The organism is Methylobacterium sp. J-043 (assembly GCF_022829505.1).
GTDB lineage: Bacteria > Pseudomonadota > Alphaproteobacteria > Rhizobiales > Beijerinckiaceae > Methylobacterium > Methylobacterium extorquens_A.
Map to the genome: position 1 here is coordinate 198,532 of NZ_JAKSYB010000032.1, position 13,435 is coordinate 211,966.

The 13,435-nt window shown below is 69.2% G+C and carries 12 protein-coding genes; all 12 read right to left on the minus strand.

Going from position 1 to position 13,435, the window contains the following annotated elements; translation table 11 throughout:
• Positions 1 to 78: 78 nt before the first annotated feature.
• The 12 genes from MKK50_RS06535 to MKK50_RS06590 all read right to left on the minus strand — a co-directional run bounded on the left by MKK50_RS06535 (position 79) and on the right by MKK50_RS06590 (position 13,372).
• Positions 79 to 825, minus strand: coding sequence for a YebC/PmpR family DNA-binding transcriptional regulator (locus MKK50_RS06535; RefSeq protein WP_253367032.1), 747 nt, complete (start codon positions 823 to 825; stop codon positions 79 to 81).
• Positions 826 to 1,361: 536 nt separating this feature from the next.
• Positions 1,362 to 2,081 carry a phosphotransferase gene (locus MKK50_RS06540; RefSeq protein WP_499021213.1) on the minus strand — a complete coding sequence of 240 codons (720 nt, stop codon included), beginning with the start codon at positions 2,079 to 2,081 and terminating at the stop codon, positions 1,362 to 1,364.
• Positions 2,082 to 2,320: 239 nt separating this feature from the next.
• A complete protein-coding gene (locus MKK50_RS06545; RefSeq protein WP_499021214.1) occupies positions 2,321 to 3,133 on the minus strand; it encodes an MBL fold metallo-hydrolase in 813 nt (270 codons plus the stop codon).
• Positions 3,134 to 3,451: 318 nt separating this feature from the next.
• Positions 3,452 to 4,606, minus strand: a complete 1,155-nt coding sequence (locus MKK50_RS06550) for a GNAT family N-acetyltransferase (RefSeq protein WP_499021216.1) — start codon at positions 4,604 to 4,606, stop codon at positions 3,452 to 3,454.
• A complete protein-coding gene (locus MKK50_RS06555; RefSeq protein WP_499021217.1) occupies positions 4,606 to 5,982 on the minus strand; it encodes a lipopolysaccharide biosynthesis protein in 1,377 nt (458 codons plus the stop codon). Before MKK50_RS06555 ends, MKK50_RS06550 begins: the two co-directional genes overlap by 1 nt.
• 116 nt (positions 5,983 to 6,098) lie before the next feature.
• Entirely contained in the window at positions 6,099 to 7,088 is a 990-nt protein-coding gene (locus tag MKK50_RS06560; protein WP_499021219.1) for an SGNH/GDSL hydrolase family protein, read from the minus strand.
• Positions 7,007 to 8,146, minus strand: coding sequence for an OpgC family protein (locus MKK50_RS06565; protein WP_253367013.1), 1,140 nt, complete (start codon positions 8,144 to 8,146; stop codon positions 7,007 to 7,009). The genes MKK50_RS06560 and MKK50_RS06565 overlap by 82 nt, the downstream gene beginning before the upstream one ends.
• Before the next feature lie 189 nt (positions 8,147 to 8,335).
• The gene (locus MKK50_RS06570; protein ID WP_499021221.1) at positions 8,336 to 9,097 is read right to left on the minus strand and encodes an HAD-IA family hydrolase; all 762 of its coding nucleotides are present in this window, start codon (positions 9,095 to 9,097) and stop codon (positions 8,336 to 8,338) included.
• Positions 9,091 to 9,774 (minus strand): ribulose-phosphate 3-epimerase, encoded by a 684-nt coding sequence (rpe, locus tag MKK50_RS06575; RefSeq protein WP_499021222.1) that lies wholly within the window; start codon positions 9,772 to 9,774, stop codon positions 9,091 to 9,093. Before rpe ends, MKK50_RS06570 begins: the two co-directional genes overlap by 7 nt.
• Positions 9,775 to 9,965: 191 nt before the next feature.
• Positions 9,966 to 10,580 carry a GNAT family N-acetyltransferase gene (locus MKK50_RS06580; RefSeq protein WP_499021224.1) on the minus strand — a complete coding sequence of 205 codons (615 nt, stop codon included), beginning with the start codon at positions 10,578 to 10,580 and terminating at the stop codon, positions 9,966 to 9,968.
• Positions 10,580 to 12,925 (minus strand): Orn/Lys/Arg family decarboxylase, encoded by a 2,346-nt coding sequence (locus MKK50_RS06585; RefSeq protein ID WP_499021226.1) that lies wholly within the window; start codon positions 12,923 to 12,925, stop codon positions 10,580 to 10,582. Before MKK50_RS06585 ends, MKK50_RS06580 begins: the two co-directional genes overlap by 1 nt.
• A gap of 84 nt (positions 12,926 to 13,009) precedes the next feature.
• Positions 13,010 to 13,372 (minus strand): TonB family protein, encoded by a 363-nt coding sequence (locus tag MKK50_RS06590; RefSeq protein WP_499021228.1) that lies wholly within the window; start codon positions 13,370 to 13,372, stop codon positions 13,010 to 13,012.
• Between the last annotated feature and the right edge of the window lie 63 nt (positions 13,373 to 13,435).

Genomic DNA, 13,435 nt, shown 5'->3' on the forward strand with positions numbered 1-13,435 from the left:
GGCAGCATGGTTCCGTGCTCGGATATCTCCCCGCCGTCAACGGAGAGGCGCGAGCCTTCGGAAAGCGCGGGCGTCGGCTTACGCGCCCATCTTCTCCACCAGCGCTTCGGACAGCGCGAAGTTGACGTAGACGTTCTGCACGTCGTCCTGATCCTCGATCACCTCGACGAGGCGGATCAGCTTCTCACCGGTCTCGTCATCGACGTCGATGGTGTTCTGCGCCTTCCAGATCAGGCCGGTCCGGCGCGGCTCGCCGAAGCGGCCTTCCAGCGCCTTCGACACATCGCCGTAGGCGTCCTGAGCGCAGATGACTTCGTGGCCCTCGCCATCCGAACGCACGTCGTCGGCGCCGGCCTCGATCGCAGCCTCCAGCATCGTGTCGGCGTCGGCCACGTCCGGCGCAAAGGCGATGACGCCGACACGGTCGAACATGAAGGCGACGGCGCCGGTCTCGGCGAGGCTGCCGCCGGACTTGGTGAAGGCCGAGCGCACGTCGGAGGCGGTGCGGTTGCGGTTGTCGGTCTGCGCCTCGACGATCAGCGCGGCGCCGCCGGGGCCGTAGCCCTCGTAGCGGATCTCCTCGTAGTTCTCGCCGTCCCCGCCCACGGCCTTCTTGACGGCGCGCTCGATGTTGTCCTTGGGCATGTTTTCCGCCCGGGCCGCGAGGATGGCCGCCCGCAGGCGCGGGTTCATCGAGGGGTCCGGCGTGCCGAGCTTGGCCGCCACCGTGATTTCACGGGCGAGCTTGCTGAACACCTTCGAGCGGACCGCATCGACGCGGCCCTTGCGGTGCATGATGTTCTTGAACTGGGAATGCCCGGCCATGGCGGGATCGTCTTCTCATTCGTGCGGGCGGAGGGCTCCTTCACGAACGAAGAATCCTCGACGCCGCGCGGGATGTGTCGGGGGCTCCGCTTATAGGCCGCGCGAGCACTCCGAGGCAACGCGGGGCGGTGACGGCTCGGGTTCGATCGTCCTCGGGGCCGGACACCCGATCCAAAACGCGTCCCCCTCCCCCACCGTGACCGCGACCGCGAGGATACCGCCGATCGACCGGGCACCGAGATGCCGCCCGAGCGTTTCCGTGGGGGCGAATCCGTCCGGAGGCGTCCGTGGCCGGGCTCGCAGCGGGGATGATCAACGGCGGGGGCAAAGACGCCCCCTCCTCAAGGTCTTGCGTAGGACGATCCGATGCCGACGACCGAAACGGGGACGGCCGGCACACAGGGCAAGCGGTGGCGCCTAGGCCTCGCCGCCCTCATCGGCGCGCTGGCCGGGGCAATGCTGTTTCCGCGTCCGGCTAAGGGTCAAAAGGAGCGGAAGCTCTAAGAACGCATTGAAGCGCGCCCGTCATCGCTCGATCAGAACGGCCGTTCGCGCGCAAAAAGCGCCTGAGCCCTGGCGAATGTGTGCTGCCATTGCTGTTCATCCAGCAGGTTGAACGCGGCCAGGAACAGCATCGAACGGACCTCGGCCAGCTTCACGAAGTCGAACAATCGTCGCCGCTCGTCTTCCTCGAGGGTCCGAACCTCCTCGTATCCGCTGATGAGCGCGGCCAAGTGGGCCTCGGCCGCAGGGCCGTCTTGGGCGATGAGATGCCAAGCCGCCGTCCCGAGATCGATGACGTAGGGACCATACCCGCAATCGTCGAAATCAAGGAAGCCGACATCGCTTCCCTGCACGACGGCGTTGCCGGCCCAGGCGTCACCGTGGCAATTCCCGGACGGCAAATGATATCGAGTGGCATCGCCGAATGCCGGCCCGCACCACGCTTCGATGGCGCGCCGGGTTGGCGCAGTGTCGGCAATGCTCTCCAATGCCTCGATCGCCCTCCGACAAAGCGTCAGCGGATCGAGCGGCCGTATCTCGCTGCCGACGATACCGGACAGGGCGCCGTGAAGCTTGGCGATGGCTGAGCCGAACCGCTTCATGTCGTCCGACGCATGCGTGAGCGGACGACCTTCGAGGGCCGTGAACAGGCATCCGTATCGCGGCTGGCTTCCGAAGCTCAAGATTAGAGGTCGGCCCCGTCGGACGTCGCGATCGGGCGTGCCACATCGATTCCGGGAGTTGGGCGGCATTGGCGCAGAAGCCGCAACTCGAACGCGATCTCGGTGCGGGATCGCCCGGTGGGACGATACATGCGCAGATAGTGGTGCTGTGCGCCGCTACTGAGCCTGTAGGTCCGATTGACACCGGCGACGACGCGTTCCGCTCTGTCGAAGCTGCAACCGTATCGTAGCGAGAGACATTCGAGATCGAGACCGTCCATCCGCCCAAGATGAGCGCACAACTTAAAAATGTAAATTGGGCACCAGCCTCAAGGCTGATCCTGCTCCAGCAAAGCCCGGTAGCGCGCCGCCGAACGGCTGACGACGGCGCGCGCATCTTCCGTGATGTGCAGGCCGAAGGCGCCGTAAAGGCGTGCGAACGCCTTCATCTCCAACCGGGCCGCGATGCGGGTGACGGTGCTGCCGGAGAGCGGCAGCCAGTTCGGGTAGCTCCATAGGAAGGAGACGGTCTTCCGGTCCGCGCCGACCTGCACGATGTCGCCCGCGAGCAGCGCGCCGCGCCCGTCCGCGCCATCCTGCCAGTGCAGCACGGAGCCACCGGGGAAGTGGCCGCCGAGGCGCTGCAGGGTCAGGCCGGGGGTTAGCGTGCGCTCGTCCTCTTCCCAGAACACCACGCGGTCGTCGGGGCGCATCACCCAGTCGCGGTCGCGGGCGTGGAGGTAGACCGGCGCATCGAAGGCCGCCGCCCAGTCGGGCATGGTGGTGTAATAGTGCGGATGCGAGATCGCGATGGCGGCAAGGCCGCCGAGCGCCTGCACCAACGCGACCGTGGCCGGATCGAGCAGGGCGATGCAGTCCCACAGCACATTGCCCTGTGGCGTTCGCAGCAGGAAGGCGCGCTGGCCGATGCCGAAACGGGGATGGGTCTCGATCTCGAACAGCCCCGGCTCGACCTGACGCCACGCGTTGGCGTGAGCGGATGCGAGTGCGCCGGGCGTTGTCCAGCGCTGGCCCGATTCGGGCACGTATTGCCGCTCCTCGTCGCAGATCGGGCATCGCTCGGGCGGGCTCGGCGCGTCGGGGAAGCTGGTTCCGCAGGTGAGGCAGATGTGGATCGTCACAGGCCTTCCTCCCGCCTCCGCATAGGGGTGGATCAACCGCCGTGGGGGGTCCTGGCCACCATCGGAGCGCGGCTCTTCGCGCGGTGATGTCTCCTCGCCCCACCCGGAACCGATGTCGCCGGGCTCGGTCGGCGCCGGAGAACGATGCTCCAGAACCGGTTTTGAGACCGGACGCTGCTCGTAGCTCCGGGCGCTCGGAGTTTCCACGGGATCGTCAGGTCTGGTGGCGTCGGTCGAGGGCAAAGGGGCCTCCGGGGGTCGTTTCCGGTGAAGGGTCTCACGCGGAGAACGGTTCCCGCAGGCCAAACGGCCCCTGCGTCAGCCCCGCCGCAGCAGGCGCTTGGCCTCGGCTCGGGCGCGATGCTCGAACCGGGCGAGGCGCAGGCGCCGTTCCAGCGAGATCAGGCCGGCACCCGGCGGCTGGGCGATGATCTCGGCGATGGTCTCGCGCTCTGGGTAGAGGCTTTCCAGCGCCGAGCCCGGCATCGTTGCCGAGTCGAGCCGCACGGCGAAACCCTCCGCGTGGAGGGCGCGCACGATGGCGTCTTCCAGCACGAGGCCGGGGGCCAGGGCACGCAGGTCCTCGGCATAGGCGGTCTTGAGCAGATGCGCGGTGCCGCCGGAAACCAGAGCGAGGCTCGCGGCGACCACGCGCCCGTCGAGGCGCAGCAGATCGGCTCGGACGGCGACGGGGCCGACTTCCCTCCCCCCTTGCGACCGAAACAGGGCGCGGGCGAAGGCCTCCGTCCGCGGCCGGCTGCGCAGGGCCGTGCCGGCCTCGCCCTTCCAGCCGGCGGCCTCGAGGCCCAGGAAATCCTCCAGCGCCTGCTCCAGCGCCGCCCCCTCCGTGGCGCGCTCGACGGTGAGCGTCCCGGCCTCCTCGAGACGGCGGCGGCGGCGGCGCAGGTCCTTGAGGCGGCTCTTGTGCGGGTGGCCGGCGAGGAAGGCGTCGTAATCGGCCCGCCGGTCGAGGACCGGACGCTCGAAGGCTGCCACGGTGCCGGTCTTCCAGCCGGCCCGCTCCATGGCGGCGAGCAGCCCGAGTCCGAGGCGGGTTTCTGTCGCGAGCAGCGGCCAGCGCCAGGGCCGGCCGCCGGAGGCGCGTGCCAAGCCTTCGACCAGGGCGTCGAGCTGCTCCGCCAGGCCGGAACCGTCGGCGACAAGCGGGGCGCTCGCCGTCACGTAGGGCGAGAGGAAGGGCTGCGCGATCGCCGCGCCGAGCCCGGCAATGTCCGGGCGCAGGGTAAAGGGCAGCAGGGCGGTGATGCCCCTTCCGTCACGGACGACCACCGCCGAGAGGCGGGGATGAGCCAGGCCATGATCGCAATGGGCCGCGACGACCGCCCGCGCGTAGAACGGATGCGAGGGGACGGCATGGACCGCCAGAGCGTCCCAGGCCGACGCCTCGGCAGCGAGCGCGGCCACGGGCTCGACGGCCGCCCGCGACGATCCGGAGAGAGAAAGGGCGCGCATCACCGGGCGGCACTCCGCTGGGAAAATCCGACGACCGGCGTCGAGAGGCCGTGAAGGGACCGGGCGCCGAGCGCCAGAATGAGCCCGCGCAGTATCTGGGCCAGCCCCACCGCCAGGGCCGCGCCGACGACCCCGAGCCAGGGCACAAGGGCAAGGCAGAGCCCCGCGGCGAGAACGAGCATCGCCAGGGTGACTCCGGCGCAGAGCCGCTCGCCGCCGAGCATGGTCAGCACGTCCTCGGCCGGGCCGAACAGGCTCGCCGCGACGCTGCCGGCGACGAGGATCGCCAGAACCGGAAGGCTGGCGCGAAACCCTTCGCCGAACAGGCCCAGCAGCAGGGGCGACACCGCGACGATGCCGAGACCGACGCCCGCCGTTGCCAGGAAGGTCCAGCGCGCCTGCATGCGCACGAGATGCGCGAGGCCGGCCTCGTCGCCGCGCGCGCGGGCGGCGGCGAGGCGCTGGGCGGTCGTGGCCGAGGCCGCGTAATGCACGAAGGCCACGAATTGCTGGATGCGGGTGGCGGCAAAGTAGAGGCCGACGGCCTCCGGGGCTGCGAGGAAGCCGAGGATCACGACATCGACGAAGCCGAAGGCGCTCGCGGCGAGGTCGCCGGCCGCGATCGGCAGGCAGGCGGTGAGCCAGAGCCGCCAGCGGTAACGGCGCGAGCCAGCCGGCAGGTGACGGCGCAGGCGTGCGAGCAGCAGCCCTGCCTGAACCGCCGCCGCGAGGCCGGTCGCGGCGAGCGTGCAGGCGATGGCGACCCAGGCCTCGGCCGGCGCGCCCGCGAGCACGGCGCCGATCATCGCGACCATGATGAGAGCTTGGCGCAGCAGGTAGGGCGGCGCGATGGCAAGCAGCGGCCAGCCCTGGCTGCGGGCGACGCCTTCGAGATAGTCCTGGAAGGCGAAGAGCGGCACGACGACGGCCGCGACGAGGATCGGCGTGCCGTAGGGGCCCGCAAGCAGGCCGCCCTGCAGGAGGGCTAGGGCGAGGCCGCCGAGCGACAGGGCGAGCCCCCCGCCGAGGCTCACGAGTGCCCCGCCGAGCAGGAAGCCGCGCACGCTGTCGAGCCGGCCCGTCGCCTGATCGGCGGGCAGGAAACGGCAGGCGCCCTGGGACAGGCCGAAGGTCGCGGTGTGGCCGAGGATGGCGATCCAGACCCAGATCGTGGCGAAGATCCCGTACTCCGCGCCGCCCATCATGCGCGCCATCAGGACCTGCGCCCCGTAGGCGAACCCGGCCGCGCCGATGCGGACCGCGAACACACCGAGCGCCGAAACGGCGGCTGTCGCGCGCACGGTCCGAGCCCGGACGAGAAGGGTTTCAAGAATGGATGCCGGGAGGCCGCCCGCGATCACCTTGTCCGCTGCCATGGGCGCGCCATCCGAACGGGCGCCGGGCGCGGATGTGGCCGGCACGCTCGGCGATCAGCCTAGGAAGCGCGGCATTTCGAGCGGGTTAAGAGTGCTTCACAAAATGTCCGCCGGCCCTACGGCTGCTTCGGCGCCGGGATCGGTCCGGAGCCCGGCGTTCCGGTCTGAGCCGGGTCGGGCTTCGTGGTTTCGGACGTGGCGTGGTCCGTCTTCACCGCATCGGTCTTATTCGGATCGATCTTGCTCGGATCGATCTTGCCTGCATCCTTGGCCGCATCCGGCTGGAGCAGCGACAGGGTGATCGCCCGTGTGGCGTGCTCGGCCATGCAGCGCAGGCCGAGATCGTTGAGACGGAAATGGCGGCCCAGCATGTGCGCCTCGGTGGTGCGCTGGGTCGAAAGGAAGCGCATCGCCGCGTAGCGGTGGACCAGGGGCACCGCCTCACGGCGGGCGACGTCCTGCACGGTGCGAACCATCTGCGTGTAGTAGGCGTCGTCGGCCAGGCTCTCGGTGAAGACGGGGTCGATGAGCACGATGTCGATGCCGTGCGATTTCACCCACTGCACCGACTCGTCGAGCGCCTCGCCGAAGGCCTCGATATCGACGCGGGCCAGCGCGTCGTTGGTGCCGACCTGCCAGACGACGAGGTCCGGCTCCATTTCGGCGACCATGGAGCGCAGCCGCTCGCCCGCCCCGCTCGCGACCTCGCCGGGCAGGCCCCGGGCCTCGACCTCGACCTGAACGTCGGGCAGCGCCTGCTCCAGGGCGTTTTCCAGCTTCACCGGATAGCTCGTGGAGGCGCCGAGCCCCGCCGAGGACGAGCCGATCGACAGGACGTGGATCGGCCGCTTCTCCTTGAGCGCGGCCTTCACCGCCTTGAGCCGCGCCAGGGTGTAGAGCTTCGAGCCCGGCACCCGGCATTCGGGCGACAGGCTCAGGTCGAGCGCCTCGACCGTCGCGGTCGCAGGTGCGGCCGGCACGGTCGAGGGGCCCGAGGTCTCGCTGAGGGCGGGCGAGGCCAGACTCAGGCCGAGGAGGACGGCGAGTCGGCGGGCGAGGCGGTGTCGGGAGCCTTGCGCGTCGGCCGCGGTCTGCGGGAACGCCATTCGACGAACCATGCGGTGAAACCCAGTGCGATCAGGCCGAAGCCTACGACCGAAATGTCAACGAAGATACCGCCACCGGTTTGGAAGCGCACGAACTGTCCGGCAAGGCTCAACAGCGATCCCATCGAGAACACCGCGAGCGAGTTGCGCCCCAAACCCGACAGAAAGCGGGCAAGTCGCCCGGCATGCGGGGCGATGAGGGCGTAGACACCCTGGAAGGCCAGCACCATCCCGCAGAAATGGATCAGCCGGGCGGGCGAGAGGTAGGTCTTGTCGAAGGTGAAGACGAGGCGCGGCTCCGGCGCCAGCATCGGATCGGGCCGCAATTCGAGCACCGCGAGCACGACGCCGACCGCGACGATGACGACGCCGAGCGGCATCAGGCGCGGCCAGAGGCGCCGCAGCCGCTCCGATCCCCGCGTCGCCTCGTTCGCGAGGAAGCCGAGCACCAGCAGCAATTGCCAGCAGAGCGGATCGAAGAACCAGTCGCCCTCGCCCGGCCAGGAGGGGAAGTTCCACTCGAAGACGAGGCTCGCCCCGTAGAGCGACAGCGAGAGCGCCAGCAGCAGGAGCCGGCTCACCCGGCCGATCAGCACCACGGCCGGGGCGATGGCGATGAGCACCACGTAGAGCGGCAGGATGTTGAAGAAGCCGAGTTGATGCGTGAGCACCACGACGCCGACCATGGTCTGGATCGGATCGGCGAAGAAGCCGCCGGCATTGTGCCATTCGAGGATGAGCGGGTTGTCGAGGTAGAGCGCGCATCCGGCGATCATCGCGAGCGCCAGCGCCATGATGGTGAGCTGCGCGCGATAGACCTCGATCGTGCGCGACAAGAGCCGCAGCACGGTGATGAGACGCGGCTCCGGCTGGCCGTCGCGCCCGCGGGTGGCAAGCCCGATCGACCAGCCGGCGAGGAACACGAACAGCTCGGCGGCATCCGAGATGCCGTATTGCGAGAAGGTGTAGCGCTCGAAGACGTTGCCGGGGATGTGGTTGATGAAAATCGTGATCAGCGCGAAGCCGCGCCAGAAATCGATCGCGTTCGGCTCGCGCATCAGGCTCCACGGTCCGGCGGTGTGACGTCGCAGCGGCAGGGTCCCGGCCTCCCGCGCGGCACGCGAGAGCGGCCGGTACGGCGCCGTTCCGGGACCCGCGACCCGGAGCGGAAGGCGGCCGTCCTGATAGACCGCGCCGTGGTGGATTGGGAAGCGGTGGTTCGGTGACGAGGGCGCGATAACGACCGATCAGGCCGCGCCGTGCAGGTGCCCCGCATGCCACCGGCGCAGGGCGTCGAGGGTGACGACGCCGTCCGGCCAAGCATGACCCTGAAGATGCTGGTGCGGCGCATCCGGCTCGCCGAGATCGGAGACGGCGGAGAAGGCGCCGTCGAGCCGGTGGCTCTGCGTGTAGCGGCTGCGGGTGGCGAGCACCGGCAGGCCGGCGCCGAGCGCCGAGCGGATGCCGGCCGCCGAATCCTCGAAAGCGATCGCCTCGGAGGGGTCGATGCCGAGGCGGTGGACGGCGAGCGCGAAGATGTCCGGGGCGGGCTTCTTCTGCGCCGCCTCATCGCCGGCGGCAATCACGCCGAAGGGTTGCGCGTCGCCCGGAAAATTGAGCCGGAGCAGGAGGTCGATGTTCGGCCGGCTGGTGGTGGTGGCCACCGCCAGCCGCACGTTGTCCGCGCGCGCCTCTTCCACGAGTCGCCGCACGCCGGGGCGGAGCGAGAGACCGCCGCTCTCGGCCAACTCTCCGTAATGGCGCGTCTTGAGATCGTGGATCTCCGGCATCCGGCGCTTGAGCGCGTGCGCCTCCTCGGGGTGGTATCGCTCGATGTAGTGGACGAGCCGCTCCTTGCCGCCCATCACCTTGAGCAGTTCGGCGTAGAAGTCCGGCGGCCAGTGCCAGGGCAGGCCGAGCGCGCGAAACGCCCTGTTGAAGCCCTGGCGGTGGAGGTCTTCGGTCTCGGCGAGCGTCCCGTCGACGTCGAAGATCAGCGCCTTCAGCATCGCACGCCGTCCCGCCCGGTGGCGGCCTCGGCCGCCTCGCGGATCGCCGCGACGTTCTTCTCGTAGTGGGTCGGTCCGCCCTTGAAGGCGGCGGAGCCGGCGACGAGGATGTTGGCACCGGCCTGCGCGGCGGGGCCGGCGGTCTCCGGGGTGATGCCGCCATCGACCGAGATGTCGATGGAGCGGCCCGCCGTCATCGCCTTGACGCGCGCGACGGTCTCCAGGGACGAGTGGATGAAGCTCTGGCCGCCGAAGCCGGGATTGACCGTCATCACCATCACGAGATCGACCATGTCGAGCAGCGGCTCGATGGCGGAGGCCGGCGTGCCGGGGTTCAGCGCCACGCCCGCGCGCTTGCCCAAGGATCGGATCGTCTGAAGCGAGCGGTGGATGTGCGGACCCGCCTCGACATGGACCGTGATCGCGTCGGCTCCCGCCTCGGCGAAGGCGGCGAGGTAGGGGTCGGCCGGGGCGATCATCAGATGGACGTCGAAGACCTTGTCGGTCCAGGGCCGCAGCGCCTTCACCACCGCCGGGCCGAAGCTGATGTTGGGCACGAAGTGCCCGTCCATCACGTCGAGATGGATCCAGTCGGCACCGGCTTGCGCGATCGCCCGCGTCTCCTCACCGAGCTTGGAGAAGTCGGCGGCGAGGATCGAGGGTGCGAGAAGGGTCATGGAACGGCTCGAAGCGAACACGGCGCCGCCCCGCGAAAACCGCGGGCGGTCCTGGGAGGGAGAAGCGTCCTTCACCCGATCTAGTGCATCGGACGGAAAGTTGCGCGTTGGCTTCACGCAAAAAGAGCCGGCGCTGATAGGGGCAGGCCGGCATTCGTCACCGATTTCACCGAGCCGGCTCGGCCAGAACGTCAGGACGTCGACGACAACCGAAAGGCGCGCGGCCGCTCCGAACGGTGCCAGGCGGAGGGTTGGTCTTCCGCACCGGTGCCGAGCGGACACTGCACGATGACGCTGTCGCTCCAGCGCCCGTATTTGTAGCCGATTGCCGGAAGGTATCCGACGCGGGCGAACCCGCAGGCCTCGTGCAGGCGCAACGAGGCCTCGTTGCTCGCGTCGATGTAGCCGATCATCTGCCGGTAGCCGCCCGCGGCGCAGGCCTCGATCAGCGCCGGCAGCAGGCGGCGCCCGATGCCGGCATGCAGGTGGTCCGGGTGCACGTAGATCGAGTGCTTGAGGGCGTAGCGGTAAGCCGGGCGCTTTCGGAACGGCACGGCGTAGGCGTAGCCGGCGATCTGCCCGCCCCGCTCGGCGACGAGATGGGGCAGACGCTTGCTGCGCATGTTCTTCCGCCGCCGCCGCAGTTCGTCGGGCAGCAGGCGTTCCTCCTCGAAGTCGCCGGTATCGCCGACGCCACGGCGGATGTGGCGCTCGTAGATCGCGATCATCGCCGACACGTCGGCATCCGACGAGGGACGGATCACCACCTCCGCGTGAGAGGGAATCGCCGCCGCGCCCTCCGCCATCAGGCGCCCTCGCGCAGGACGTAGGTGTGGAAGCGGATGCGCCCGTCCGGGTCGGTCTCGCGGTAGACGCCCTGAATCTCGGCCTCGAAGCCGGGGAAAAGGTTCGCGGCCGCCTCGAACATCTTGAAGTAGTCGAGCATGGGTTTCGCCCGCTCGTCGAGCCGCTCGCCCGGCAGCACCGTGCCGATGCCGGGCGGATAGACCAGCATCAGGGTCGTGGCGATGCGCCCCTCCGCTTCCGCGATCGGCACGTAATCGACCCGGTTGCGCGTCAGCATCTGCGCGGCGGCCTTGGGCGCCATCACCATCTCCGGCAGGTGCTCGGGCATGAATTGCTTGCGCTGGAGAGCCGAGGTGCCCGATTCACGGTGGAAGTTGTGATAGTCGGCGCAAAGATCGCGCAGGCCGACGCCGCGATAGCGCTTGGGCCGCCGGGCCACGAATTCCGGCATCGCCTCTTCGAGCGGCACGTTGTCGTCGTGCAGCCGCTTGAAGGCGACGAGGCCGGAGATGAGCGTGCCGGCCTTGGACGACTCGACGCCCGGCGTCAGCAGGAAGAGCAGCGAGTTGAGGTCGTTCTTCTCCGGCACGATCCGGTTCTCGCGCAGGTATTGCGCGACGATCGGCGCCGGCACGCCGTGTTCAGCATAGGCACCGGTCTTCCGGTCGAAGCCGGGGGTGAGCACCGTGAGCTTGTTGGGGTCGGTGATGGCGAAGCCCGGCGCGACATGGGTGAAGCCATGCCACGCCGCGCCCGGCGTCAGTTCCCAGTAGCGGGCGTCGGCGGCGAGCGCGTCGGTAGGCACGGATTCCCACGGAATTTCCGTGCCGTCGGGCCCCTTCACCACATCGGGCACGAAGGGGTCGAAGAACCAGCGCCGCTTCGGGTCGGCCTCGCGCTCCTCGAACTCCTTGCGGATGGCGCGGGCTTTCTTACGCCACTCGATGCCCAGCCGGATCGTGTCGTCCCACAGCACGACGCCGGAGCGGCCCTTCATCATCTGCGCGCCGACATCGAGCGAGGCGAAGATCGGGTAGAACGGCGAGGTCGAGGCGTGGACGAGGAAGCTTTCGTTGAGCCGCTTGTGCTCGACCCGGCGGGTCTGGCCGCGGATATGCCCGTCGCGGGTGTGGATCTGCGAGGCCTGGGAGAAGCTGGCGAGCTGCTTGTGGGTCGATTGCGTGGCGATGATGCCCGGCGAGGTCTCGTCGAGCCCGGTCAGGCCCATGGCGAAGCGGCGCTGGTAGAGCGGGTGGAACTTCATGAAGCCCGCCCAGGCCTCGTCGAACAGGATGTAGTCGCACAGGTGGCCGATGCGCTCGACGATGGCCTGCGCATCGTAGATCGTGCCGTCATAGGTGCATTGCTCGATCACGGCGCAGCGGAACGGGCGCTCCTTGCGCCACGCCTCCTTGTCCTTCACGAGCGGGTTGTCGCGGATTTTCTCGCGGATGCGGCCCTCGTCGAGGGCCTCGTGGTAGATCGGGCCGATGAGGCCGTAGGCGTTGCGGTCGGTCTCGAGGAAGATCGGGATGCCGCCGGCCAGCAGCAGCGCGCCGTGATGCGCGGCCTTGTGGTTGTTGCGGTCGAACAGGACGAGGTCGTCCTCGGCGACCAGCGAGCCCAGCACCACCTTGTTCGAGGCCGAGGTGCCATTGAGGACGAAGTAGGTCTTCTCCGCCCCGAAGATCTTCGCGGCTTCCTTCTGCGCCTTCAGGGCCGGGCCCTCGTGGGTTAGCAGGTCGCCGAGATCGAGCACCGAGTTGTCGAGGTCGTCGCGAAAGATCGCCTCGCCGAGATGCTCGACGAAGATGCGGCCGATCGGCGAGCGGTTGTAGAAGATGCCGCCGTTATGGCCGGGGCAGGTCCAAAGCTGGTTGCCCTCCTCGGCGTAATCGACCAGCGCGCCGAAGAACGGCGTCTTCAGCGTGTCGGCATACTGCGTCACGCGGGAAACAAGGCCGCGGGCGATGAACTCGGGCGTCTCCTCGGCGAGGAAGATGTAGCCGTCGATGAAATCGAGCAGCTCGACCGGGATGTCCTCCAGCCGCTTGCGGCGGACCATGATGACGATCGGCATCTCCAGGCCGCGCTTGCGCATCATGTCGATGAGCGCGGCCGCCTTGCCCTCGAGTCCGCGCTTGCCCCAATCCACCACGAGGCAACCGACGGCCGAGTCGGTCTGCACCGCGATCGAGGCATCCTCGACGCGCCGCGCCCGCACCACCTCGAAGCCGCGCTTCTCCACCGCCGCGACGATCTGATCGACCCGCGCGCCCTCCAGATCGTCCGGATCGAAGGCGGGGGTGCACATCAGCACGGTGAAGCGGCGGTGAAAATCCATGGAGTGCGGCTCTTCTCACGAACGGAAACCCAGCCTTTCCGGCCCATCCGCGACGATTCGATGACATGATGGCGATGAGCGCCGTCACCGCAGCGTGAGGGGAAAGCTGAGTTCGGTGAAACCTTCGAGGGTCAGCAGCCCGGCGGGCGGCGGCGGAAAGGGGGCGGCTGCCTCCACGGCGCGGGCCGCGCGCTCGCCCAGCACCGCCGGCCCCTCCTCAAGCACGATCCCGCCGAGCGCGCCATCGGCCTCGATCCGCACCCGAACCGTGACCTGCCCGCCCCGCCCCGGCGCCGCGGCGCGATCCGCCGTCCCGATGCGGTTGACGATTCCGGCCACCCAGGCCTTGGCCCGCGCGTCGACCCGCGGTGCGGCGGAAGCCGGCACGAGCGGCGCGCTCAGCATCAACGCCGCGAGGAGAAGGAGCCGAACGGAAAGCGGGGGCAAGGACAGCGACTCCGTGAACAAAAAGGGCGCGGCGCTGTCTTCGGGGGATACCCGCCCTGGCGC

Coding starts and splice junctions, on each gene's coding strand:
- rpe (WP_499021222.1), bottom strand. CDS start 9,774: ATGACCCTTCTCGCACCCTCGATCCTCGCCGCCGACTTCTCCAAGCTC.
- MKK50_RS06550 (WP_499021216.1), bottom strand. CDS start 4,606: ATGCGCGCCCTTTCTCTCTCCGGATCGTCGCGGGCGGCCGTCGAGCCC.
- MKK50_RS06535 (WP_253367032.1), bottom strand. CDS start 825: ATGGCCGGGCATTCCCAGTTCAAGAACATCATGCACCGCAAGGGCCGC.
- MKK50_RS06555 (WP_499021217.1), bottom strand. CDS start 5,982: ATGGCAGCGGACAAGGTGATCGCGGGCGGCCTCCCGGCATCCATTCTT.
- MKK50_RS06565 (WP_253367013.1), bottom strand. CDS start 8,146: ATGCGCGAGCCGAACGCGATCGATTTCTGGCGCGGCTTCGCGCTGATC.
- MKK50_RS06585 (WP_499021226.1), bottom strand. CDS start 12,925: ATGGATTTTCACCGCCGCTTCACCGTGCTGATGTGCACCCCCGCCTTC.
- MKK50_RS06560 (WP_499021219.1), bottom strand. CDS start 7,088: ATGGCGTTCCCGCAGACCGCGGCCGACGCGCAAGGCTCCCGACACCGC.
- MKK50_RS06580 (WP_499021224.1), bottom strand. CDS start 10,580: ATGGCGGAGGGCGCGGCGGCGATTCCCTCTCACGCGGAGGTGGTGATC.
- MKK50_RS06540 (WP_499021213.1), bottom strand. CDS start 2,081: ATGCCGCCCAACTCCCGGAATCGATGTGGCACGCCCGATCGCGACGTC.
- MKK50_RS06570 (WP_499021221.1), bottom strand. CDS start 9,097: ATGCTGAAGGCGCTGATCTTCGACGTCGACGGGACGCTCGCCGAGACC.